Origin of the sequence: Pseudomonas sp. PA-1-6B (assembly GCF_021609545.1) — a bacterium.
Taxonomy (GTDB): Bacteria; Pseudomonadota; Gammaproteobacteria; order Pseudomonadales; family Pseudomonadaceae; genus Aquipseudomonas; species Aquipseudomonas fluorescens_BV.
In genome coordinates, this window is record NZ_WJZM01000012.1 from 38,915 (window position 1) to 60,374 (window position 21,460).

24 protein-coding genes, 1 tRNA gene and 1 pseudogene are annotated in these 21,460 nt (G+C 56.7%); 6 read left to right on the forward strand and 20 right to left on the reverse strand.

What is annotated here, in order from left to right; genetic code table 11:
- Positions 1 to 5: 5 nt before the first annotated feature.
- From GIV35_RS08475 to GIV35_RS08485, 3 genes are read right to left on the reverse strand one after another with little or no spacing between them, the layout of a single operon-like run.
- The gene (locus GIV35_RS08475) at positions 6 to 872 is read right to left on the reverse strand and encodes a carbohydrate ABC transporter permease (RefSeq protein WP_236265855.1); all 867 of its coding nucleotides are present in this window, start codon (positions 870 to 872) and stop codon (positions 6 to 8) included.
- A complete protein-coding gene (locus GIV35_RS08480; RefSeq protein ID WP_198716314.1) occupies positions 869 to 1,966 on the reverse strand; it encodes an ABC transporter ATP-binding protein in 1,098 nt (365 codons plus the stop codon). Before GIV35_RS08480 ends, GIV35_RS08475 begins: the two co-directional genes overlap by 4 nt.
- On the reverse strand, positions 1,966 to 3,060 hold the full coding sequence (locus tag GIV35_RS08485) for an ABC transporter ATP-binding protein (protein ID WP_236265856.1): 1,095 nt from the start codon (positions 3,058 to 3,060) through the stop codon (positions 1,966 to 1,968). The genes GIV35_RS08480 and GIV35_RS08485 overlap by 1 nt, the downstream gene beginning before the upstream one ends.
- A gap of 351 nt (positions 3,061 to 3,411) precedes the next feature.
- Here GIV35_RS08485 and GIV35_RS08490 point away from each other — a divergent pair, with 351 nt between their 5' ends.
- Entirely contained in the window at positions 3,412 to 5,229 is a 1,818-nt protein-coding gene (locus tag GIV35_RS08490; RefSeq protein WP_236304359.1) for a sigma-54-dependent Fis family transcriptional regulator, read from the forward strand.
- 1 nt (position 5,230) lies between these two features.
- Here the strand turns inward: GIV35_RS08490 and GIV35_RS08495 are convergent, their stop codons facing one another.
- The 5 genes from GIV35_RS08495 to GIV35_RS08515 form a co-directional block, all read right to left on the reverse strand.
- The gene (locus GIV35_RS08495) at positions 5,231 to 7,348 is read right to left on the reverse strand and encodes a TonB-dependent receptor family protein (RefSeq protein ID WP_236265647.1); all 2,118 of its coding nucleotides are present in this window, start codon (positions 7,346 to 7,348) and stop codon (positions 5,231 to 5,233) included.
- Between the two features lie 128 nt (positions 7,349 to 7,476).
- The gene (locus GIV35_RS08500) at positions 7,477 to 7,752 is read right to left on the reverse strand and encodes a hypothetical protein (protein WP_054917154.1); all 276 of its coding nucleotides are present in this window, start codon (positions 7,750 to 7,752) and stop codon (positions 7,477 to 7,479) included.
- Between the two features lie 132 nt (positions 7,753 to 7,884).
- Complete coding sequence (locus tag GIV35_RS08505) at positions 7,885 to 8,625, reverse strand: hypothetical protein (RefSeq protein ID WP_105227137.1); 741 nt, start codon at positions 8,623 to 8,625, stop codon at positions 7,885 to 7,887.
- A 194-nt stretch (positions 8,626 to 8,819) separates the two neighbouring features.
- A complete protein-coding gene (locus GIV35_RS08510; RefSeq protein WP_014718870.1) occupies positions 8,820 to 9,017 on the reverse strand; it encodes a hypothetical protein in 198 nt (65 codons plus the stop codon).
- 223 nt (positions 9,018 to 9,240) lie between these two features.
- Entirely contained in the window at positions 9,241 to 10,095 is an 855-nt protein-coding gene (locus tag GIV35_RS08515) for a LysR family transcriptional regulator (RefSeq protein WP_223023858.1), read from the reverse strand.
- Positions 10,096 to 10,210: 115 nt separating this feature from the next.
- Here GIV35_RS08515 and GIV35_RS08520 point away from each other — a divergent pair, with 115 nt between their 5' ends.
- Both GIV35_RS08520 and gloA read left to right on the forward strand, forming a co-directional pair.
- Complete coding sequence (locus tag GIV35_RS08520) at positions 10,211 to 10,507, forward strand: putative quinol monooxygenase (RefSeq protein ID WP_200648397.1); 297 nt, start codon at positions 10,211 to 10,213, stop codon at positions 10,505 to 10,507.
- A 48-nt stretch (positions 10,508 to 10,555) separates the two neighbouring features.
- Positions 10,556 to 10,951: a lactoylglutathione lyase gene (gloA, locus tag GIV35_RS08525; protein ID WP_223023857.1), complete on the forward strand. Its 396-nt coding sequence runs from the start codon at positions 10,556 to 10,558 to the stop codon at positions 10,949 to 10,951.
- Positions 10,952 to 11,099: 148 nt separating this feature from the next.
- On the opposite strand, the gene GIV35_RS27450 is transcribed toward gloA, so the two are convergent.
- The 5 genes from GIV35_RS27450 to GIV35_RS08545 all read right to left on the reverse strand — a co-directional run bounded on the left by GIV35_RS27450 (position 11,100) and on the right by GIV35_RS08545 (position 14,502).
- On the reverse strand, positions 11,100 to 11,282 hold the full coding sequence (locus tag GIV35_RS27450; RefSeq protein ID WP_419789740.1) for an AbiU2 domain-containing protein: 183 nt from the start codon (positions 11,280 to 11,282) through the stop codon (positions 11,100 to 11,102).
- Between the two features lie 118 nt (positions 11,283 to 11,400).
- Positions 11,401 to 12,225, reverse strand: a complete 825-nt coding sequence (locus GIV35_RS08530; RefSeq protein ID WP_223023855.1) for a methyltransferase domain-containing protein — start codon at positions 12,223 to 12,225, stop codon at positions 11,401 to 11,403.
- A 16-nt stretch (positions 12,226 to 12,241) separates the two neighbouring features.
- Positions 12,242 to 12,634 (reverse strand): hypothetical protein, encoded by a 393-nt coding sequence (locus tag GIV35_RS08535; protein ID WP_223023854.1) that lies wholly within the window; start codon positions 12,632 to 12,634, stop codon positions 12,242 to 12,244.
- A gap of 26 nt (positions 12,635 to 12,660) precedes the next feature.
- Positions 12,661 to 13,851 carry an NAD(P)/FAD-dependent oxidoreductase gene (locus GIV35_RS08540; protein WP_223023853.1) on the reverse strand — a complete coding sequence of 397 codons (1,191 nt, stop codon included), beginning with the start codon at positions 13,849 to 13,851 and terminating at the stop codon, positions 12,661 to 12,663.
- Between the two features lie 267 nt (positions 13,852 to 14,118).
- Complete coding sequence (locus GIV35_RS08545; RefSeq protein WP_223023852.1) at positions 14,119 to 14,502, reverse strand: Rap1a/Tai family immunity protein; 384 nt, start codon at positions 14,500 to 14,502, stop codon at positions 14,119 to 14,121.
- A gap of 440 nt (positions 14,503 to 14,942) precedes the next feature.
- Between GIV35_RS08545 and GIV35_RS08550 the strand changes: the two genes are divergently transcribed.
- Both GIV35_RS08550 and GIV35_RS08555 read left to right on the forward strand, forming a co-directional pair.
- Positions 14,943 to 15,320, forward strand: a complete 378-nt coding sequence (locus GIV35_RS08550; protein ID WP_419789555.1) for an integrase — start codon at positions 14,943 to 14,945, stop codon at positions 15,318 to 15,320.
- 570 nt (positions 15,321 to 15,890) lie between these two features.
- On the forward strand, positions 15,891 to 16,958 hold the full coding sequence (locus GIV35_RS08555) for a fimbrial protein (protein WP_236304380.1): 1,068 nt from the start codon (positions 15,891 to 15,893) through the stop codon (positions 16,956 to 16,958).
- A 158-nt stretch (positions 16,959 to 17,116) separates the two neighbouring features.
- Here the strand turns inward: GIV35_RS08555 and GIV35_RS08560 are convergent.
- The 3 genes and pseudogenes from GIV35_RS08560 to GIV35_RS08570 form a co-directional block, all read right to left on the reverse strand.
- A pseudogene (locus GIV35_RS08560) lies at positions 17,117 to 17,276 on the reverse strand (cell wall hydrolase); the annotation flags it as partial.
- 229 nt (positions 17,277 to 17,505) lie between these two features.
- Positions 17,506 to 17,844: a hypothetical protein gene (locus tag GIV35_RS27455; RefSeq protein ID WP_223023850.1), complete on the reverse strand. Its 339-nt coding sequence runs from the start codon at positions 17,842 to 17,844 to the stop codon at positions 17,506 to 17,508.
- Between the two features lie 181 nt (positions 17,845 to 18,025).
- Positions 18,026 to 18,116 (reverse strand) — tRNA-Ser (locus GIV35_RS08570).
- A gap of 152 nt (positions 18,117 to 18,268) precedes the next feature.
- Here GIV35_RS08570 and GIV35_RS08575 point away from each other — a divergent pair.
- Positions 18,269 to 18,940, forward strand: coding sequence for a Bax inhibitor-1/YccA family protein (locus GIV35_RS08575; protein WP_003192030.1), 672 nt, complete (start codon positions 18,269 to 18,271; stop codon positions 18,938 to 18,940).
- A gap of 71 nt (positions 18,941 to 19,011) precedes the next feature.
- On the opposite strand, the gene murB is transcribed toward GIV35_RS08575, so the two are convergent.
- From murB to GIV35_RS08595, 4 genes are read right to left on the reverse strand one after another with little or no spacing between them, the layout of a single operon-like run.
- Complete coding sequence (murB, locus tag GIV35_RS08580; protein WP_105227140.1) at positions 19,012 to 20,031, reverse strand: UDP-N-acetylmuramate dehydrogenase; 1,020 nt, start codon at positions 20,029 to 20,031, stop codon at positions 19,012 to 19,014.
- The gene (locus GIV35_RS08585; RefSeq protein ID WP_054917236.1) at positions 20,028 to 20,492 is read right to left on the reverse strand and encodes a low molecular weight protein-tyrosine-phosphatase; all 465 of its coding nucleotides are present in this window, start codon (positions 20,490 to 20,492) and stop codon (positions 20,028 to 20,030) included. Before GIV35_RS08585 ends, murB begins: the two co-directional genes overlap by 4 nt.
- A complete protein-coding gene (kdsB, locus tag GIV35_RS08590) occupies positions 20,492 to 21,256 on the reverse strand; it encodes a 3-deoxy-manno-octulosonate cytidylyltransferase (RefSeq protein ID WP_105227141.1) in 765 nt (254 codons plus the stop codon). The genes GIV35_RS08585 and kdsB overlap by 1 nt, the downstream gene beginning before the upstream one ends.
- On the reverse strand, positions 21,253 to 21,438 hold the full coding sequence (locus GIV35_RS08595; RefSeq protein ID WP_003174668.1) for a Trm112 family protein: 186 nt from the start codon (positions 21,436 to 21,438) through the stop codon (positions 21,253 to 21,255). The genes kdsB and GIV35_RS08595 overlap by 4 nt, the downstream gene beginning before the upstream one ends.
- Positions 21,439 to 21,460: the final 22 nt, after the last annotated feature.

Genomic DNA, 21,460 nt, shown 5'->3' on the forward strand with positions numbered 1-21,460 from the left:
CGGCCTCAGCGGTTGGCGTCGGAATGGGTCATGGCGGTGTAGAACAGCCAGGACACCAACAGGATGATCAGGAAGTACACCAGGGAAAACGCCGCCGCCGGGCCCAGGTCGAATTGGCCGACGGCCATTTGAGTAAGCGTCTGACTCAGGAAGGTGGTGGCATTACCCGGCCCGCCGCCGGTGAGCACGAAAGGTTCGGTGTAGATCATGAAGCTGTCCATGAAGCGCAACATCACCGCGATCAGCAGCACGCTCTTCATCTTCGGCAACTGGATATGTCGGAACACCGCCCAGGCCGATGCACGATCAATCCGCGCGGCCTGGTAGTACACATCGGGAATAGCGCGCAAGCTGGAGTAGCACAGCAGCGCCACCAATGAGGTCCAGTGCCATACGTCCATCACCAGCACGGTGACCCAGGCGTCCATGGTGTTGGCCGCATAGTTGTAGCTGATGCCCATGGCATTGAGGGTCGAGCCCAGCAGGCCGATGTCGGCGCGACCAAAAATCTGCCAGATAGTGCCGACCACGTTCCACGGAATCAGCAAGGGAATGGCGAGGATGATCAGCACCAGCGAGGACCAGCGGCCCTTGGTGGGCATGGTCAGGGCGATGGCGATGCCCAGCGGGATCTCGATCAACAGCACACAGGCCGAGTAGATGAACTGGCGCAGCAGCGAGTCGTGCAGGCGTGGGTCGAGCAGCACCTGCTTGTACCAGTCGGCCCCAACGAAATAGCGGCTGGACTGGTCGAAAATGTCCTGCACCGAATAGTTGACCACGGTCATCATCGGGATCACCGCACTGAACGCCACCAGCAGGAACACCGGCAGCACCAGCCACCAGGCCTTGTTGTTCTGCACCTTGTTCATGGCGCCACCTCCAGCAGGTAATCGTCGGCGTAGAGCATCAGCCATTGCGCGGGGAAGCTGATGGAAGCCTTGCCTTCCGGCACCGGTTTGTCCTCGGCCAGGCGCACCTTGAGGGTGGCGCCATCGAGGTTGAGGGTCATGATCTTGTAGGTGCCGAGGTCTTCCACATGTACGACGTCGGCTTGCAGGGCGTCAGGGTTGTACTCGTCCCACACGTGGATAAATTCCGGACGAATGCCGACCTGGAGCTTTTTGTAGTCGGTGGTGTCGAGACGTTGCTGCACCGCTTCGGACAGCGGCAACAGGGTATTGGCGAACCCTACACCGCCAGCCTTGGCCTGCACCTCGATCAGATTCATCCCAGGGCTGCCGATGAAGTAACCGACAAAGGTGTGGCTGGGCCGCTCGAACAATTCACGCGGCGTACCGAACTGCACAATCTGCCCGCCGTACATCACCGCGATCTTGTCGGCGAAGGTGGAGGCTTCCAGTTGATCGTGGGTAACGTAGACCATGGTGATATTGAACTGCTCGTGAATCTGCTTGAGCTTGCGCCGCAGTTTCCACTTCAGGTGCGGGTCGATCACCGTCAGCGGCTCATCGAACAGAATGGCCGACACGTCATCGCGCACCAGGCCACGGCCCATGGAGACTTTCTGTTTTTCGTCGGCCGTGAGGTTGCGGGCTTTTTTGCTCAGCAGGTTTTGCAGGTCGAGGACTTCGGCAATTTCCTGCACCTTGCTGTGAATTTTCGCTTCGGCCATGCCCTGGTTGCGCAGCGGAAACGCCAGGTTGTCGAACACCGTCATGGTGTCGTACACCACCGGGAACTGGAACACCTGGGCGATATTGCGCTTTTCCGGGGTCAAGTCGTTGACCACTTGGGTATCAAACAGCACCTGGCCTTCGGACGGGCTGAGCAGGCCGGAAATGATATTGAGCAGCGTGGACTTGCCGCAGCCTGACGGCCCGAGCAAGGCGTAGGCACCGCCCTGCTCCCACACATGGTTCATTTCCCGAATGGCGTAGTCTTCTGGCCCTGTGGGCGTAGGGCTGTAGCTATGGGCCAGGTTGCGCAAATGGATTTCGGCCATCAGGCAACCCTCGCGACACGGCGCCCGGGGGCCTGGACCAAGCGGCCCTGACCATCGAACACAAACAGTTTATGGGTGGGGATATACACGCGGATCGGCGCGTCGACATCGTATTCATGTACCCCCGGCAGGTGCAGCACCAGCAGGAAATGCTCACTGCGCACATGCAGGAAGGTTTCCGAGCCGCTGATTTCGGCGACTTCCACGGTCACCGCCAGCTCCAGATCATCATCGTTGCTGGGCACCAGGCTGATATGGCTGGGGCGCACGCCAAAGCGGAATTCGCCTTCGCCGATAGGACGCAGGTCAACATTGAGTGGGAAATGCACGAAATTGGCGAAGCTCACTTCGTTGCCGCTGATGCGCCCTGGCATCAGGTTGATCGGCGGCTCGGAGAACAGCTCAGCGGCGAGGACCGTTTGCGGCTGGTGGTAGACCTCGGCGGCCTTGCCGCTCTGAATCACTCGCCCCTCGTGAAGAATGGTGGTGGTGCCACCCAAGGCCAGGGCCTCGTTGGGCTCGGTGGTGGCGTAAATGGCGATGGTGTGGCGCGCCTTGAACAGTTCGCGCATTTCCTGACGCAGCTCTTCGCGCAGTTTGTAGTCCAGGTTGACCAGCGGCTCATCGAACAGAATCAGTTCGGCGTCTTTCACCAGGGCGCGGGCCATGGCGGTGCGTTGCTGCTGACCACCGGATAACTCCAAGGGGTGGCGCTGCAGGAATTTCTCGATGCGCAGCATCTTGGCGGTTTCCAGCACCTTGCTCTGGATCACCTCCTGGGACACACCGGCCTGACGCAACGGCGAGGCGATGTTCTCGAACACGGTCATGGTCGGATAGTTGATGAACTGCTGGTAGACCATCGACACATTGCGCAGGCGCACCGGCTTTTGCGTGACATCCACGCCGTTCATCAGGATGCAGCCGCTGTCGGGCTTGTCCAGGCCGGCCATCAGGCGCATCAGGCTGGTCTTGCCCGACAGGGTGCGACCGAGCAGGACGTTGAAAGAACCGGCTTCGAACCGCAGGTTGGCGTCGTCGATCCAGATTTGGCCGTCGACAACGCGGGAGACATGTTCCAGGGTCAATGACATGACACGACCTTTTTTATTATTGGAATGAATCTGGTCCGTTGTCAGAGCGAGTTTCGTGCCAAAACCGCAAGCGCTTGATGTGTAAGGAGATGGGTGAATCATGATGTTCAGGCGTGAACAATCCGGCTGAACAACTGAACACTGCCGGGGTTGACAATGAACAGTTGTGAACAACACTTTATGCGCGACGAAGATCAAATGTGGGAGCGGGCTTGCCCGCGATGGCGGTGCATCAGTTTGTAGATGCTGTGCCTGACCCTCTGCCATCGCGGGCAAGCCCGCTCCCACATTGTTCGATGTCCGACGTTAGATGGCGCAAGACCCGACAACAATAAAAAAGAAGGTCGCACGATGGCCGAACCCTTGACCCACGACACCCTTATCCAGGAATCCTGGCGCCGTTGCCGCGCCTACGGCCTGGACCACCAGAGCACCCCCAGCTTTGACCAACTGCCCGCCGAAGGCATTCGCCAGCTCCTGGAAAGCCAGCATTCCCTGGTGCAGACCACCCACCAGGAAGTATTGCCCTACTACGAGAACATCCTCAGCAATTCCAATTGCCTGATCATGCTGGCCGACAATCAGGGCCAGGTCCTGACGTCGTGGGGCACCCAACGGTTTATCGAACCCACGCTGGCCCGTGGCTTCAGCCCCGGCGCCAGTTGGATGGAACGCGCCAGTGGCACCAACGCCATCGGCACAGCGCTGGCCTGCGCCCAGGCCGTGCATATTGAGCACGATGAACACTTCCTCAAGGCCAACCGTTTCATGACCGGTTCCGCGGCACCGATTTTCGACGCCCAGCGCGAAATCATCGCGGTGCTGGACGTGTCCAGCGACAGTTACCTGCCGCCCTCCCACACCCTGGGCATGGTCAAGATGATGAGCCAGACCGTGGAAAACCGGCTGATCCTCAACCTCTTTCGCGGCGAACATTTCCAACTGACCTTCAACACCGGCCTGAGCAACCTCGACAGCCAATGGGCCGGCCTCCTGATTTTTGATGAAAGCGGCCAGGTGCTGTCGGCCAATCGGCGTGCGGATAACCTGCTGGGCATCAGCCTCTCGCGGGTGATGATCGACAGTCTGTTCAAGGTGTCGCTGCTGGAGTTGCTCAACCAGCCGGAAGGGCTGCCCTTTGCGTTGCAAGCGGCGGGACGCAATCGGTTCCAGTGCCTGTTGAAGCGCCCCAGGCAGATGCCGGTGCAGGCCCGGGTGTTCAGCCAACCGCAGCCGCCAGCACCGACCTCGATCAACCTCCAAACCCTGCATTTTGGCGATGTGCGCGTGGAAAAAGCCGTGCGCCAGGCCGAGCGCCTGCTGGAAAAGGACATTCCGTTGTTGATTCACGGCGAGACCGGCGTGGGCAAAGAGGTGTTCGTCAAAGCCCTGCACCAGGCCAGTTCCCGCAGCCGGCAGGCGTTAATCGCAGTGAACTGTGCGGCGATTCCCGCAGAACTGGTGGAATCGGAACTGTTCGGCTACGAAAAAGGCGCCTTCACCGGCGCCAACCAAAAAGGCAGCATCGGCCTGATCCGCAAGGCCGACAAGGGCACGCTGTTTCTCGACGAAATCGGTGATATGCCGCTGCCCACCCAGGCCCGCCTGTTACGGGTATTGCAGGAGCGCTGTGTGCAGCCGGTGGGCAGTAGCGAGGTGTTCCCGGTGGACTTGCGCATCATCTCGGCGACCAACCGCGCACTGCGCGAGCTGGTGCAGGCCGGGCGCTTTCGCGAGGATTTGTACTACCGCATCGGCGGCCTGAGCCTGGAATTGCCGCCGTTGCGCGAGCGTACCGACAAGCAGGCGCTGTTCCAGCAACTGTGGCAGCAACACCGCGAGCCGACGCAATGGGCCGGGCTGAGCGCCGAGGTGCTAAGGCTATTCGAGCAACACCCGTGGCCGGGGAATTTACGCCAAGTGAGCAGCGTGTTGCAGGTGGCGCTGGCAATGGCCGAGGAGCAGCCGATCCGCGCAGAGCACCTGCCCGATGATTTTTTTGTGGATTTGCAGGCGACAGTGCCGCTGCCTAAACCTGAACACCTGGATGAAAGTCTCGACCTGAGCCAGCGCCTGGAAGCCGTGGGCGGGAATATTTCCCACCTGGCGCGAGAGCTGGGGGTGAGTCGCAACACCCTGTACAAGCGCCTGCGCCAACACGAAGGTTGATTTAACGCCAGCTCCAGGAAACGCCGGTGTAGATACCCCGCCCATCAGCGGGGGTGGAGCGTGCAGCGTCCATGCCTTTGTCGTCGTAGCCCGGCGTGACGGTGTTGGCGTAACGGCGGTTGGTGAGGTTGCGCAGGTCGACCCAGGCTTGCCAGTCCTGCTTGGGCGCGTCGTAGCCGAAAGTGGCGCCGAGGGTGGTGTAGGCCGCCGCGTAGTAGGAATTGGCGTAGTCCACCGCTACCCGTGATGCATGCTCGGTATTGAGGCTGGTGTAGAAACCCGTCGGGTGGCTGTAGCGCACCTGCGCCTGATAGTAATGCTTGGGGATGCCGGGCAAGGTGTTGTCGCCGAAACGCTCGTCGTCGCGGTAGTGGAAGTCGCTGAAGGTGTAGGCCTGGCGCAGCTCGAGCTTACCGCTGCCGCCGCCGTCCCACAGCGGGCTGAGCAGGCTCAGTTCCACGCCCTGGTGCACGGTGGGGCTGGCGTTGGATTCGGCGATGATAGCGTTGCTGGTGGCAGTCTGGGCCTGGGTCTCCACGGAAAGCAGCTCGTGGCGAACTTCCGAGCGATAGAGCGCCAGGTCCCATTGGCCGAGCCAGGCTTCACCGCGCCCGCCGACTTCCAGGGTGGTGGCGGTCTGATTACGCAGCTTCACGCCTTCGCGCTGCAACCCCGTGGCTGCCCCACTGCCCGGGCCAAAGTATTTGTTCGAGCCCCAGATCATCGACCACGCGTGCGGTGGCTCCACCGAGCGGCTCAGGTTGCCGTAAATCTGCAGCTGCGGGGTGAAGTCGTAACGCAGGCCAATGCGCGGCGCGTAGTCCCAATCATGCTGACTGAGAGGCGCCTGGCCGTCGGGGTAAGTGACCTGGGTTTCGCGGCGCGTATAGATGGCGGCAAGGCCGGTGGTCAGCCACAGATCCTCCACCAATTCCAGCTCGTTGCCTACATGCAGCACAGTATCGGAGCCCAGGTAGCTGTAGTCACGGGTCTTGGTGCCGGGGGCATAAATGGCAGTATTGCCCGCAGGGATGCGCACGTATTCCGACGCGCCGTTGTTCGGCATCGCCTGGGTGGTACGCAGGCCGAGGGTAGTGGTGCTGGCGTGGCCAAACAGGCTGTCCTGGCGGATGTAATTCAGGGTGCCGCTGATATCGGTGTAGGCAACTTTGAGGCGATTGGTGCCTTCGCGCAGGTCCATGGGGTAATCGTGATAGGCCAGCCCGACCTCGACCCGAGCGTTATCGTCCAACCGCAAGATGGTCTTGTTGGCAATCCAGGTAGAGCCCGGTTGCAGGCGCTTTGAATCGCGGGCGGCATTGAGGCTGTTGGCGGCACGCGGATCATGGCTGATCTGGTCACGCGTGAGCCTGCCGGGAGAATCGTTGGTGGTTTCGCGATAACGCAAGTAGAAGCGCGTTTCCAGGTCCGGGTTAAAGCGGTAGCCGAAGTTGGCGGCGATGCCCTTGCCGGTACCAGCGCTTTGGTGCTGATAACCGTCGGACTCCGAATCGGTGAGGCTGATGTAATAGTCGGCGTCCCCCAGCACTTGCCCGGAACTGACTTCACGCTGGGCATAGCCGCGACTGCCGACCTCATAGCGCACCTGTAGCTTGGGCGCGTCCAAGCCGGTGCGGGTGACGTAGTTGACCGCACCGCCCAAGGCCAATGCACCCTGATCGAACCCGTTGGCGCCACGCAGCACCTCTACCCGGCTTTGCCACAGCGGGTCCTTGAGCTCATAGGGCGTGCCGCCTGGGCCGGTAAGCGGCAGACCGTCGAACATTTCATACAGGCCGGATGCATGGGCACCGGGGGCGCGGTTCAGGCCCGAGCCACGAATGGACACCTTCACCCCTTCGTTATTGGCCGTCTTGGCGTACACACCGGCCTGGTACTTGAAGACATCCTCGTTGGTGCTGACCCGTCCCTGTTGCACACTATCCATATCGATGTAATTGGTGCCACCGGGCACGCTTTTGAGCTGTGCCTGGGCGATTTCTGCGGCGCTGGCCTCAGCCGTGGTGACTTCAACCGGCGCCAATTGCAAGCCTTCAGCCTGTACCAGCGAACTGAGGGTCAAGGCGGCAAAAATAAACGGGGGGTGGCGCAGCAGCATTGGGGCAGGTCCTTGGAATCCGGGAACGTGCCGGGCCAAACCCACCACGCGAACAGTGATGGGAAGGCAGGCATGCCCGTCAGGTCACTCCTTGATGACGGACAGGGGCGTTTTAAAAACAGGATGGATCAGGTTTGCCCGTCAGGCGTTGCCAATGCCCGCATCAGGTCATCGGCATCCGACCCCGGCGGAAAGCGGAAGCCATACATTTCGTCAGTGGCGAGAATCTCCCCCAAGGTGTCGCGCAACTGGACTTCCGTGGGCGAGTCACGCAATAACTTATGCGCCGGCAGCAATAACTCGGCAGACACGCCCTGGGCGGTCGCGGCGTCAATCACCGCATAGAGGATAAACCGCAAGCGTATTTCGCGATCCGTGGGCCAAACCGTTTTTCGTTTACCCAAGGGAGGGCCTCGTGTTTAAGAAAAATCCGAGGCTATTGCCCGCAGGCAGGCGTTTCAAGCAGCGCGAGGCAAGATAGGCCGCTTCCTACAACGGAAAGGGAAACACCGCACCGATTGGTCCATGCAATGGCCTCACTGCACCGGCAGGAAGTTCATCAGCAACAGACTTTGTGCATAATTGAGGCCAATGCGCCGGTAACGCTCATCAAGGATTTGGGTAAGCAGGTCCAAACGCGCGACGATCTTGCCGAACTCAACGGCAAAACTGAGGTTACTGCCCTCCTCTGATATCTCGTTGGAAAACAACAGCAGCACGCCATTGGCATCCTGACGCTGACTGAGCAGCCAGGTGGCCTTTTCGATATTGCGCGCGGCATTGCTGACAAACTGCGGGTTGATCGAGTCGGTCACATAAAACTGCGTACGCCCGCCGTGAGCGGTCACGAGCATGCTGCCAATCGCGTAGATGAACGCGCCGACGCGGTCGCCCCGAAAGTCAGGGCTCAAGGAATAACTCAGGGCAGCCAGGTCACTACGATCTCCCAGTGCGGGCAAGGGTTGGCGATTTTCGATGGCCTGGCGGATTTGCCGGGCGGCGGTCACCGCATCCGGATAGCCCGATTGACGCCACTGGTTGGGGTTGCGCAGGTAGAGCTTGCTCATCAGCAAGTAGAGGCTTTGCAGGTTGTCACGCATCCCCAGGGTGGCCATGCGATCGACGCTGGTCTGGAAGAATTCATCGGGCTTGCCATCGCTGAACTGCCTGGCGATATCGCGGCCCTGCTGCTGGCTGCAGCCCACTGCGCACAGCGCGAACATCGCAGCCAGCAACAGCGGCCATCGGGTGGTAAAAACCGTTAATGTTCGATCCATCGGCACCGGGTCTAATTCTGTGGGCCACGCGCGGGAGTCGGGTGGCCGGGACAGGGGTAGATCAGCAAAATGGAAAAAAGTGCAGCGGTGCGGGTCAGATCAGCATAGGACTACAGCAACAGGGAGGTGAACGAGACCACGGTGACCAGCAGACAAAGCCCGGCACGGGGCCGGGCTCGTTTGCCTGAACGCCTTCAGGTCTTGGGATGTTCAGTAGCTACTGAGTCGGCCGCGTCCACATCCGACATATCTTCTTCAAGAGGCGCCTCGTCGTCCGGCGGCAGCGGGATATTGTCCTCATCACGCCGCGGGTCGTGCCCTGTTTCGTTATCGGTGCCCCGGGTAACCGCTTGCTGGGAAATATTGCCTGGGGCTTTTTCGTTGATTTCCATGCTGGCACTCCGTTCATAGGCTCGGGATATCCGTGCTTAAGATTCAGAGGCTGCAACGGGATTGAGAGTGCCGGGCGTTAGACGAATGGTGGTACAACCGTCAGTCACCAGCTCAACCTTGTACTCGATCCGGCGCCCATTGGTGTTACAGCGTGACGTCGCGCTCGAGGAACAGCGTACGAAGCCAAGGACATTCAGAATAACTTGGCGGATTACATTTACGTTAACTAGAGCTAATACTGTCAATGAAACGCTGAATCAAAGGAGATGCTTGATTTTTCCGCCAGACGAAGTGGATATCACTTGAGTCCAAACTAGCAACGGCTTCGGCATGAACCTTTTTCTTCGTAAGAGAAACCTGCGCGACGACGCTTTCTGGCACGCAGGCGAAACCTAGCCCCGCCTCGATACAGGCAAAGATGCTTGGGTACGACTCCATCTCCAATGTCACTTGCGGCTCTATACCACTCATCTCCAGCCAGTGGTCTATTTGACGACGGTAATGGCACGTATGGCCGAATACATATAGCTCGAGCCTGGCCAAATCATCAATGGTTGGAGTCGTCAGGTTGATAGGCGTAACCCTCACTAAGCGCTCACGAAAGGCCAGACGACTAACCAACAGCGGATGCACAATTGGGCCGTCAGTGAGTATCAGGTCCAACTCACCCTCCATGAGTAGACGCTCTAACATTAAGGAGTGCTCAGGGCGAATGTGCAACTCCACCAATGGCGCCTCGCCGCGATAGCGTGCAAGTCTTTGAGGCAGGTGGTTATCCAGCGCTACGTCTAGCGCGCCCACACGGAGCACGCCTCTCACATCATCGTCGGTAAAGAGCGAACGCGTTTTATCTGCCAGTGCCAAAAGCTGCTTGGCATTGCGGTACAGCAGACGCCCTTCCGGCGTCACTAGTAGACGGTTTTTTTCGCGATTAAACAAAGCCACGCCTAGCTGGTCCTCCAGCTCACGCAGACGAGTAGTAACGTTCGACGGTACGCAGTGCAATTGAGCTGCCGCGGCTGCGACGGTGCCACGCTCTACTACTGCACAGAAAAAGCCTAATTGAGAGAGTTTCAACGCATTCTCTTTTTGTGAGCTACCAGTTGATTATTAGTCACTTTTAATGACTGTACGCTCAGCCTACCATCCTCGACGCAATCGCTTCCAGCGATTCTTAATGAGGAAAATAGCTATGACTTATCACGTACTGGTCCAATTTGACGTTCCTTCTGACAAGCGCGAAGCGTTTGCAAGCGCGGGTCTGTTCGATGCAAATGGCTCCTTGGAAAACGAGCCAGGCACGCTTCGTTTTGAGGTAATTCGCGATGAGAACAACCGTAATCGCTTCTACTTGGACGAGGTATACACCGACGAGGCAGCGTTCCTTCAACACTGCAAAAACGAAACGATCGCCCGGTTCTACGAGCTAATCGACAACTATGCCTTTGGCCCGGTGTTCTTATTTAAGGGCTACCGCATCGAAGGTTAACCTTCTTGGTCCGGCGCAATGTTGCCGGACCCTTAACGGAGAGGTTCCATGCGAATTTTGCACTCCATGCTACGTGTAGCCGATCTCGAGATCGCGCTTGGCTTCTATACACAAGTTTTAGGTATGCGCCTGCAACGACGTAAGGACTACCCGGAGGGACGATTCACATTGGCGTTCGTCGGTTACGGTAGTGAACAGGATTCCCCGGTACTGGAGTTGACTCACAACTGGGATCGAAATGCATATACCTTGGGTGACGGCTTTGGCCATATTGCAATAGAGGTGGCGGACGTGGCTGCAACTTGTGCCCAAGCAAAAAAAATGGGCTACCTCGTAACCCGCGAAGCTGGGGTGATGAAGCACGGGCGCACGTTGATCGCGTTTCTTGAGGACCCCGACGGATTCAAAATCGAGCTGATTCAGAAAGGAACCCAATTCGATTGAAAGTCACGCCGAAATCCAGACGGACCTTTCACGAGTGACGATTCTTCGCTTGGTAAAGTAGCTGCGCCAACAAGGCTGGAACGCCTGATCATGATCGTCCGTGCGATGGTCGTTGGCCGCAAAAAAACTGACCGAAGCCTACCTCCCCCTAGAACCATACGCTAACAACTTGTTGTCGCGCCCTCTCGTTTGTAATCAGGGGTGGTAAAGCTTGAATCGAGAGGTTTTGTTTCCCGGACATCTGTGGCGGATCAGCTAATCTGCAAATCCCAAGAAGAGCTGAGTCCCACAGACTGTCTTGCACCATCATAAAAAAGTCCGGCGGTCTCATCGAGCAACCGCACTGTTTCCTCACTCACTAGCGGCCCATCAAGTGACGATGACTGTAAACGCCATTGATTGCAAAAGATGAGCAAAGTCACACATCAACTGCGTTCCGGCATAAATACTCAGACGGTAGCGAGAATAAAGATGCGTTTGAACGGAAACAACGTTCGCCCATCCCCCTCAGGCGGGTAATACTCATGAACCAGCTTCAGGAAGTGATCTAGGAAACACTGCCGCTCGAACTCATCCAGCGCCAAGAGCACCGGCCGTAGCGCCGAAACCTTGACCCAATCGAAAATCGGCGACTGACCTTCCACCACCTGTAGGTGTTCAGTCTCCCAGATATCCAAATCCTTGGTCAGTGGTGCCAGCAAACGGTAATAACGATCCAGCGATAGCACCGGGCGCTCAGCCATGAACCGACGTAACTCCACTGTACCCAATGGACCGCCGTCGAGTCCTGCGTGATCAAGAGTTTCTAGCATCAATTGATACCACGGCGCGTCACGCCAATTAGGCATGTGTGCTGCTAGACAACCTCCAGGGTTGAGTTGCCGCAGCAGGCGTGGAAGCAACACGTCGTGATCACTGATGAAATGCAGTACTGCTGCAGCAAACAGTAGGTCAGCAGGTTGCTCTGCCTGCCAACTCTGTAAGTCGCTTTTATGCCAAAGGGCCTTGATCGGCAGATAGCTGGCCTCACCAAGCATCTCTGCCGAGCTATCGACTCCCGTCAGATCGGCATGCGGCCAGCGCTTGGCCAGGAGGTGCGTGGCAATGCCAGTACCGCATCCCAAGTCATAGATTCGTTCTGGGTTTTCCAAGCAAATATGGTCCAGTAACTCGACCACCGGACGCTCCCGTAGTCGAGCAAATTTCAGATAGGCCTGAGGGTCCCATTGAGTATTACTAGGCCTTGCCGTGGACGGCTGAGGCTTAATGTCCATACGTGATTCCTTCCGATCAGAGTTGTCGTCCAATGACATTCAAAGTTCTGAGGAGCAGTGCAACGCCACGGCGGGTGTCCGTTTCGCGCAGGAGCGACAGCAACCCATAGAGGTTGGGAGGCGCCGCCTCTGCGGCAGTCTCAGCCGTGGCCATGCGTAGCGCATTTCCAAGACTCCAGGTGACGGCGGTGGTGCTCTCGAACAACCGGGCGAGTTTTTCCACAGTGGCGAGGTCAAGCAGGTCTACGGTGTCGGATATCAGTGACAGCAGGTCGACCAGATTGTCCAGACGCCCACCATCCAGAAGCGGTTTCAGCTTGTCCAGTAATGCCTCTATCCCCGCATTCTGGTCTAGCGAGTCGGTATTACTATCTGCACTCTTTGCGAGTGACTCATTGAAGACATCCATGTGAATTTACTCCTCCCTGTGCGTGGTTAAAGCATTCCGCGAGCCACAGCCCAATAAAGGCCGCGATTGAATCCATTGCGCAGAAGGCCACCCAGTTTACTTGGCGGGGTCGGCATCACATCGTGGGCATAGTCGTACCAAAGTGGCATCCCAGCATTTAGGCCCATCTGCGCCACAGCTTGGACACGCCCGTCATACACTGCATTGGGGCTACCCAAGCGGATTTCAGCGGCGATATTGTTGGCGATCACCGGCGCCTGGTTGTGGCAAGCCCCACCCGCCTTACTGACTGGTAGATCGACCGTGTCACCGATCACATAAACACCTTCAAGCCCATAGACCTGTAGCGTCTCATGATGAGTTGGCAGCCAGCCTTCATTGTTCTGAGCCTGTGAAACACCGGACTCAAGCACCACATCAACTGCACGAATCGGCGGGGTCGCCATCAGAATGTCGAACGGCTGTGCATCTCCCTCTTCCGAGTAAGCTATTCGTTGTTCCGGGTCGACTCTGCTCAGTGTGAAACCCCGTTGAAAGCGAATATTCTTCTGTTCGAAAATCCCCGGCAAAATCTCCCCGGTGGGTCGTTGTAGGAATAAGCAATTGCGCAACAACTGGGCAGTAGTGGGATAGGTGTAAATGATATCTACCTTGTCCCTGACGCCGCGACGCCGAAGGAAGTCATCAAGCATCAACGTCGTTTCGATGGGAGCAATGCCGCACTGATGCGGTACATTGGGGGTCTGGGGAAAGGAGACCGTGACAAAAACTCGACCTTTTTCAATGGTACTTAGCCGTTGAGCCAGTTGTCGCGCTGGCTCGTATTGGTAGAAGTGGTCGCCGGCCTCCTTGAGGCCTTCGATACGTTCCGGAGCAGGTACGCAACCGGTGGCGATCACCAGAAAATCATAGCCATGACGCTTTCCAGTAAGGGTTCTCAGCTCTTGTCTGGCGAAGTCAAAACGAATTACCTCGTCGACTTGAAAATCTATTTCCGGACGTAACAATGAGCGCTCTGGACGTTTGAGCTCTTCCTGAAAAAAAAGATTGAATGCAACGTACATGAAGGCGGGCTTGTAGAAGTGGTCCTCAGAGTTAGAGAGCAGAACGATCTTCAGCTCCCCCCGCAGAATTTCAGGATAGAGCTTGGTGACTAGTTGATTAGCAAGCATCGTGCCGCCCAGGCCACCGCCCACAATAATTATCCGCTTCTGCATAATCGGCCCTCCATGGCGTATGCAATACCCATTCGACATGAATGGTAGCCGAGAACGGACCGGGGCAAGGATGAAGTCGCGATAAGAAAAAACGCACTAATCGCCAAGTGAATGTGTTCTTTACAAAGCGCCGTAAATCGTCATTGATTTTTAAATAATAAGTGATCGCTTCGGCCGATTGCTGCCTTCTGCGAAACACAGCTTTGTGTCGGAAGCGGGCGTACAACATGCTATCGTCCTGGCCAGGCATCCAGTGTGGATGTGGTGCTATTTACAGGGGTACTCAGCTTTGAGTGCGAGCAATACTGTTAGCGTAGGTCTTTTCGTTGAGAGATCAGAGCGACCTTCAGAGTGCTTGACGATTGCCTGTACGCCCATTTGATCAACGTAGTTTTCAGGTAAGCAAATACCGGGGAACTTGTTTACAGCTCCCCCGGTAAGATATTGAAGAGTTTCACGAACCCCAGCAACCACACCCACGCAGTAACCCATATCAACTTGATTTTCGTCCGCAGCCATATGTTTCGTTTCAAAAAAGCGTAAGGCAACCTTGCATCCGCTTAAAAATCTTGTTCCGGCATTATTTTCAGCGAATACCGCATTGCTTGCCAGCAATCCAATTATCGTTACAGCCGCCATCAAAACCCGCATGTCGATCCCTCTTTGGTTTGGCGAGAACACTAGCATGTACAAAAGAACGACGCGAAAAACCCATGCTGATGCAGCCCGGCGATTCGTTGCCAGAAACGCCGGTATGACACACAAACCTCGCTGACTATTTCTTCTGCAATCCCAATAGCCATCATTACAACAGATCAGGCATATACCAAGCTCATAAAAAAACCGGCTCTTGGGCGGACTTGGGGTTTCGTGTGCGGTCCGCGTTACTTGTGCACTATCGGACAAGTACATCAACAACCCAACGTAACAACACCTTTATACCTGCAGGTATTCTTTTTCTGAATTAACGACCTGCCAAACAGGCATCTACACGCGAATATCCATGTCCTCAATGGCATCGAGCAGGTAAATTCCACGCCTGTTCCCAGTCCCGACCCCACACCTTGCGCTCTATGTGGGCGCCGTAGAGCTTGAGCATCACCGCTGCCGGGGCACTCAATGATCTGGGCACCTTGGTTGCAAAGTTGATAGAACAAAGACGCTCCCGGGGCGTACGAACCCTCTACCTGATAATTACCGAAGACGGCAGGCAGGTAACTAAGCACATGCTCCGCCTACGCTTCGATGACGCTCGTGACGCCGCAATCGCCATCGCCATCGCCAGAGAGGCAGGCGATAGTGTTCCTGCATCCAGTGTTCGACAGTTTCGATTCCGAGACATCCGCTCAAAAGCTGCCAGTGAGATCCTGGACCTGGGCGATGCCAGCCGCCTGCTGGGGCATACGGACAAGCGGATAACCGAGACGGTTTACCGTCGTGTTGGGGAGATTGCGAAGCCGACGCGCTGACCGCGATGAGCAAGAGGTACGGGAACTGCCGGAAATGATGCGGAAACGATCAGGCTTTAGAGCTTCTGCTGAGACGAACCCCAGAAAAGCAAAAGCCCCGCTTTCGCGAGGCTTTCGTATAAATCTTGGCGGGAAACCAGGGATTCGAACCCTGGAGAGGCTATTAACGTCCGCCGGTTTTCAAGACCGCTATGCAAATGCAGGCTGGCTGCGGCCTTGAATGCTTAAGGAGTTCCATTACTCAGCAGAATCAACCGACCTGAAAGCCGCATTCTGCAAGGAGTGCGGTTGTAGTTTTGGAACTGTTCCCCCCCTCCCTCGGCGTCCTGCTGACCGGAAAAAACCTCCAAAAAGGCCACCAGCTTTGAGATTCATCGTATGGCCGCGCTCGCCAATTTTTCAGAGCTTTCATCGCGATACTAAGATTTTTCTTAAGACTTAGCTGGAAACATCTAGTTTTTTCCGGTCGCGCCGCAATGGATAATCCTCAATTACCTAGATGGGTTTTAGCGAAAACTTACCAGGGCGACTCTATCAATGTAAACTCAGCTCAGAGAGCACGATGAAATCATGACCCCATCCATTAAATGTAAAAATTTACAACATCTAGGAATATTTATAATACTCATTATATACTCTTCATTTGGCAGCGCTACTAGCTGCAAGACCGATAATGTATATATAAAACCCACGGCCAGTGAATTTCAATTTGCCGCCAATGCCGCCGGCAAAGGTGGGATGCTATCGAGTGCGTGGCATGAATTCGCACAACCGCTGTCTTGTACAGAGATGTCCACCAACTCTAACGCAACGTTCAAGTATAGATATTTCATGAAAGCCGTGTATGCTGGCTCTTCAATACAGTTTGAGGGACAATCCTACCTGTTATGGTCGACGAGCGATCCAGATATTTTCATGATCGGCTCTATCGCTAACTCGACCGGAAATTATTCCCCTCTCACCAACTCCGATTACCACACAAACTATGTAGATATTCCAAAAGCAGACTCCAATGGGAATATACATGAGACAATTCGGGTGCGCATCAGATATTTTTCAAAAAACTTAAACTTGAAAGCCGGACTTAAAACCCTTACAGATTTGCAGCTTCTAGCTTCACATTTTACAGGAGACAACTTATATCCGTGCACCGGCGGTTGCTATTGGGGCACTCCCTCTATCTTCATTAGCCCAGTATCATTTAACGTAAATAGCATCTCATGCACACTGGACGCACCCGCTCTGGTCAAATTGCGATCGATCGATACTTCTAGCCTTCCAAGTGGGGGCGCAACAGTCGAGGTTGCATCTTTTCAGTTGGGAGTCTCCTGTAACAAATCACTTGCTGCCTATAGTGTGTACTACAGTATGACTGATGTGAACCCCCCCTCCAACACCTCTAGTAATTTGACACTGGCTCCTCTACCAGACCAAGCATCTGGTGTGGGGCTAAAAGTGCTCGACGACGGGCAACCGGTAAGTTTCGGACTTAAAGGCAGTCTCAAACCAATAGGAACGATGGCAATTACGGGTGGAATTCAAAAAAAGATGCTGAGCGTGGGCTATGTCCGTGGCAATGAAATAGTAAGACCGGGCAAAGTCAATGCGGGAGTTACCGTCACTCTAGCTTACGAGTAAGCTCCCCCGGGTGTTTGCACTGATCTACATTTGAACGAACATACAAATATAAGGCATATCGTGCTGCTAGCACGTGCGCCAGGCTTGAACCTACCACGCGCCAGCAAACCCGATGGCCAGCGCCAGCATACTCAAGCCAAACATCCGCCCTGGCCTCATCACGGCACGTCTTTGAAGAAGACGTAATGCCCAAGGCGCAGCGTTTGCTTTGCCATCTCCGCCCGGGCAGGGGCTCTGGGCAGTGTGGTGGCGTAGCAGGGCGTGGCCCGCTGGTCGGGTCGGGTCGGGTGCCGTGCCAGACAATACCCGGTCAGCCGCACTGTTTTCACCCTCCCCCGGTGTCCTGTCGAACGATACCCCACTCAATAATTTGCCCGCTACGCTGTTTGCTCCACGGAGAAACAAAGATGCCGAACTCAGATCTACTCCCTTCGCCGCTTTCCAAACTCTACGAAAACCAACTCGCCCTCAAAGCTTCCATCCTGGAATTGTCCAACTAGGTGGAGCAGCGTGAACTGGTCAAGTATTCTTGGACACCATTTAGGGTTCACGCCGCCAGTCTCTCCCTGACCACCGGCGACCGGTAATCGTTGTAACTGTGGGGCTTGGTGATGTTGTAGCGCGAAATATAACGCTGCACATCCGCCCGGCCCTCATGCTCTGGTTCGTAACCCGTCTCGGGCATCAACAGCATGGGAAGAGGATGGCGAAGGGAATGCTGCGCTTGCGCTGGGGCAAGGCGCGCGCGATGGCTTGCGAGAAAACAATTGAGCAGGGAGATCCTGCGCTTGCCGCAAAGATCGGCGGGTTCCAGTTCCGGGATATTCGGCCTAAAGCGGCGTCGGAAATCGTAGATACTGGCGATGCAAGCTTGTTGCTTGGGCATAGCGATCAGGAAATCACAAAGCGCGTTTACAGAAGGCTTGGCGCCACTGCGAAGCCGTCAAAATAGAGAAGTTCTTGAACACATCCACAATAGTTATTGAACGCGGAACAAATACAAACCCGCCACGGCCAAACCCCAGAAACGCAAAAGCCCCGCTTTCGCGGGGCTTTCGTGTAAATCTTGGCGGGAAACCAGGGATTCGAACCCTGGAGACGCTATTAACGTCCGCCGGTTTTCAAGACCGGTGCATTCAACCACTCTGCCAATTTCCCTTGTGCATCACAGGATTATAGTAGCCCATCCCGTGTCAGCGGGCGCCATAATACCCGAATGAAACACACTGTCAAACTCTCTGCATCGCTTGTTACAAGGCGTCTGTTATGATCTTTGCGACTGAACGTTTCAAAACTGAAGGAGTGTCGCCATGCGCGAACAGAATTACGCAGTGAATGGCAACGCGCAGGCTGAGCAGCTTGAAGTCAGCCGCGTGTTGCGCAACACCTACGGCTTGCTCGCCCTTACCCTCGCATTCAGCGGCGTGATGGCTTACGTGGCCCAGCAGATGCGCGTCGGTTACCCGAATATCTTTGTCGTGTTGATCGGCTTCTATGGTCTGTTCTTCCTGACCAACAAGCTGCGTGACTCGGCCTGGGGCCTGGTGTCGGCGTTTGCCTTGACCGGTTTCATGGGCTTTATCCTCGGCCCGATCCTCAACCGTTACCTGGGCATGGCCGGCGGTGCGGAAGTGGTCAGTTCGGCGTTTGCCATGACGGCCCTGGTGTTTGGTGGTCTGTCGGCCTACGTGCTTATCAGCCGTAAGGACATGAGCTTCCTGGGTGGCTTCATCACCGCAGGTTTCTTCGTGTTGCTGGCGGCGGTGGTGGCCAGCATGTTCTTCCAGATCAGCGGCCTGCAACTGGCGATCAGCGCGGGTTTTGTGCTGTTTTCCTCGGTGTGCATCCTGTTCCAGACCAGCGCCATCATCCACGGCGGTGAGCGTAACTACATCATGGCGACCATCAGCCTGTATGTGTCGATCTACAACCTGTTCATCAGCCTGTTGCAGATCTTCGGCATCATGAGCCGCGATGACTGATCAGCAAGCGCTATAAAAAATGCCCCGTATCGCAAGATACGGGGCATTTTCATTTTCAGACCCGATAAAGCTCAGTACTGATTAGGCTCCATTTCCAACTCGACCTTGAAGCGCTTGAAGATATCTTGCTGGATGCGTAGCGCCAGCTGGGCGATCTCCTGCCCGGTGGCGGAGCCGTAGTTGACCAGCACCAGCGCTTGCAGCTTGTGCACGCCTGCATCGCCCTCCCGGAAACCCTTCCAACCTGCCTTCTCGATCAGCCAGCCGGCGGCGAGTTTCATTTGGCCGTCGGCCTGAGGGTAGGCTACCAGATCCGGATACTGGCTTTGCAGTTCAACCGCCAGGGCCTGGGACACCAGTGGGTTCTTGAAGAAGCTGCCCGCATTGCCCAGCTCTGCCGGGTCTGGCAGTTTCTCGCGGCGAATGCTGCAGATCGCACGGCTCACATCGCTTGGCGTGGCGTGGGCGATGCCCTGCGCGACCAGGCGCTGTTGCACCGGACCGTAGTCGAGTTTCAGGTGAGTGGCACGGCTGAGGGAAAAGCGTACCCGCAGGATCAGCCAACGCCCGACTTCGTGCTTGAACAGGCTGTCACGGTAGGCGAACTTGCATTCATCGAGGCTGAATTCCCGCAGTTCGCCCGTCTGGCGATCCAGGGCAGTGAGGCCGGCGAAGACATCCTTGATCTCTACGCCATAGGCACCGATGTTCTGCATCGGCGCGGCACCGACAGTGCCGGGGATCAGGCTGAGGTTTTCCAGGCCGCAAAAGCCGTGTTCAAGCGTCCACAACACGAACGGATGCCAGGCTTCTCCCGCTTCGGCTTCGACCACCACGTGCGTGCCATCATCGCTCAGCACACGAATGCCTTGGGTCGCCATACGCAACACCAGCGCCGGAACGTCCTGGGTCAGCAGCAAATTGCTGCCGCCACCGATCACCAGCAACGGCACCGCATGTGCGGCGGCATAGGCGATGGCCTCGCGCACGTCAGCATCACTGTGGGCCTCGGCAAATAATTGCGCGCTCACATCAATGCCAAAGCTGTTGAATGGCTTGAGCGATACCTGCGCACGCACTTGCAAGGTCATAACCGCCCCTTCAATTCGATCACCAATAAGTCACAGGCGCGTTCGATCAGGTCAAGGACCCGTTCGAAACCTTGCTCACCTTCATAGTAAGGGTCTGGCACCTCGTCCACTTCGCCATCAAAGCGACGCAGGAACAAATCCAGCTCCGCCTTGCCCTGCCCTGGCTGCATGGCTTTAAGGTTGCGCAGGTTACTGTTGTCCATGGCCAGGATCAGGTCATAACGGGCAAAATCAGCACGGGAAACCTGCTGGGCACGCTGGCCCGACAAGTCATAGCCGCGCGCCAGCGCCGCACGCTGGCTGCGCTGGTCCGGCGGGTTGCCGATATGCCATTCTCCGGTGCCAGCAGACGCCACCTCAACCTGGCCAGCCAAGCCTGCTTCACGCAACTTATGGCGCAAGATGCCTTCGGCGGTTGGCGAGCGGCAGATATTGCCCAGGCATACAAACAGAACTTCCATCAGGCGCCCAGCAGGCGACGGACGCGTTCGAGGTCTTCCTGGGTGTCGACACCGGCTGGCGGTGCTTCCAACGCATCGCCCACGTGGATACGCACGCCGTGCCAGAGGGCGCGCAGTTGTTCCAGGGACTCGGTATTCTCGAGCCAGCACGGGCCCCAACTGACGAAGTCGTGCAGGAAACCGGCGCGGTAGGCATAGATGCCGATATGGCGGCGATATGGCACGCCCTCCGGCAACACGTCGCGATTCCTGGCAAAGGCATCCCGCGCCCACGGCAAGGTGGAGCGACTGAACGTCAGTGCCAGGCCGTTGATGTCGCTGACCACTTTCACCACGTTCGGGTTGAACAGCGTCTCGATGTCTTCGATCGGTTCGGCCAGAGTCGCCATACGCGCCTCGCCATGGGCCGCGAGGTTGGCAGCGACCTGATCGATGACACCCGGCGGTATCAATGGCTCGTCACCCTGCACGTTCACTACGATCGCGTCGGGTGCGAGACCCAGCTGAGTGGCGACTTCGGCCAGGCGATCAGTGCCGGAGTTATGGTCTTCGCGGGTCAGGACCGCTTCGGCTCCAAAACCTTTGCACGCCTCGATGATACGCGGGTCATCGGTGGCCACCACCACGCGCTCGGCGCTGCTCTTGCACGCTTGTTCCCATACCAGCTGGATCATCGGCTTGGTGCCAATCATTTGCAGCGGTTTGCCCGGCAGGCGGGTCGAGGCATAGCGCGAGGGAATGACAACGGTAAAGGCGGTGGTCATTTATCCAGGCGCTCATCGGTGGTCAGGGTGCGGGCTTCGCTTTCGAGCATGACCGGGATGCCATCGCGGATAGGGTAAGCCAGGCCGGCACCTTTGCTGATCAGCTCGGTTTTGTCGGCGCTGAGCTTGAGCGGGCCTTTGCAGATCGGGCAAGCAAGGATATCGAGCAGTTTGGTGTCCATGAGTGTTTCCTGGAAAAAAGCG

What these genes read in the sequence shown, in the direction of transcription:
- GIV35_RS27450 (WP_419789740.1), bottom strand. Translation starts at nt 11,282, where the DNA reads ATGAGACCGCCGGACTTTTTTATGATGGTGCAAGACAGTCTGTGGGAC.
- GIV35_RS08480 (WP_198716314.1), bottom strand. Translation starts at nt 1,966, where the DNA reads ATGGCCGAAATCCATTTGCGCAACCTGGCCCATAGCTACAGCCCTACG.
- GIV35_RS08575 (WP_003192030.1), top strand. Translation starts at nt 18,269, where the DNA reads ATGCGCGAACAGAATTACGCAGTGAATGGCAACGCGCAGGCTGAGCAG.
- GIV35_RS08475 (WP_236265855.1), bottom strand. Translation starts at nt 872, where the DNA reads ATGAACAAGGTGCAGAACAACAAGGCCTGGTGGCTGGTGCTGCCGGTG.
- murB (WP_105227140.1), bottom strand. Translation starts at nt 20,031, where the DNA reads ATGACCTTGCAAGTGCGTGCGCAGGTATCGCTCAAGCCATTCAACAGC.
- GIV35_RS08545 (WP_223023852.1), bottom strand. Translation starts at nt 14,502, where the DNA reads ATGCGGGTTTTGATGGCGGCTGTAACGATAATTGGATTGCTGGCAAGC.
- GIV35_RS08540 (WP_223023853.1), bottom strand. Translation starts at nt 13,851, where the DNA reads ATGCAGAAGCGGATAATTATTGTGGGCGGTGGCCTGGGCGGCACGATG.
- GIV35_RS08595 (WP_003174668.1), bottom strand. Translation starts at nt 21,438, where the DNA reads ATGGACACCAAACTGCTCGATATCCTTGCTTGCCCGATCTGCAAAGGC.
- gloA (WP_223023857.1), top strand. Translation starts at nt 10,556, where the DNA reads ATGCGAATTTTGCACTCCATGCTACGTGTAGCCGATCTCGAGATCGCG.
- GIV35_RS08535 (WP_223023854.1), bottom strand. Translation starts at nt 12,634, where the DNA reads ATGGATGTCTTCAATGAGTCACTCGCAAAGAGTGCAGATAGTAATACC.
- GIV35_RS08520 (WP_200648397.1), top strand. Translation starts at nt 10,211, where the DNA reads ATGACTTATCACGTACTGGTCCAATTTGACGTTCCTTCTGACAAGCGC.
- GIV35_RS08530 (WP_223023855.1), bottom strand. Translation starts at nt 12,225, where the DNA reads ATGGACATTAAGCCTCAGCCGTCCACGGCAAGGCCTAGTAATACTCAA.
- GIV35_RS08555 (WP_236304380.1), top strand. Translation starts at nt 15,891, where the DNA reads ATGACCCCATCCATTAAATGTAAAAATTTACAACATCTAGGAATATTT.
- GIV35_RS27455 (WP_223023850.1), bottom strand. Translation starts at nt 17,844, where the DNA reads ATGCCCAAGCAACAAGCTTGCATCGCCAGTATCTACGATTTCCGACGC.
- GIV35_RS08510 (WP_014718870.1), bottom strand. Translation starts at nt 9,017, where the DNA reads ATGGAAATCAACGAAAAAGCCCCAGGCAATATTTCCCAGCAAGCGGTT.
- GIV35_RS08505 (WP_105227137.1), bottom strand. Translation starts at nt 8,625, where the DNA reads ATGGATCGAACATTAACGGTTTTTACCACCCGATGGCCGCTGTTGCTG.
- kdsB (WP_105227141.1), bottom strand. Translation starts at nt 21,256, where the DNA reads ATGACCACCGCCTTTACCGTTGTCATTCCCTCGCGCTATGCCTCGACC.
- GIV35_RS08585 (WP_054917236.1), bottom strand. Translation starts at nt 20,492, where the DNA reads ATGGAAGTTCTGTTTGTATGCCTGGGCAATATCTGCCGCTCGCCAACC.
- GIV35_RS08490 (WP_236304359.1), top strand. Translation starts at nt 3,412, where the DNA reads ATGGCCGAACCCTTGACCCACGACACCCTTATCCAGGAATCCTGGCGC.
- GIV35_RS08495 (WP_236265647.1), bottom strand. Translation starts at nt 7,348, where the DNA reads ATGCTGCTGCGCCACCCCCCGTTTATTTTTGCCGCCTTGACCCTCAGT.
- GIV35_RS08485 (WP_236265856.1), bottom strand. Translation starts at nt 3,060, where the DNA reads ATGTCATTGACCCTGGAACATGTCTCCCGCGTTGTCGACGGCCAAATC.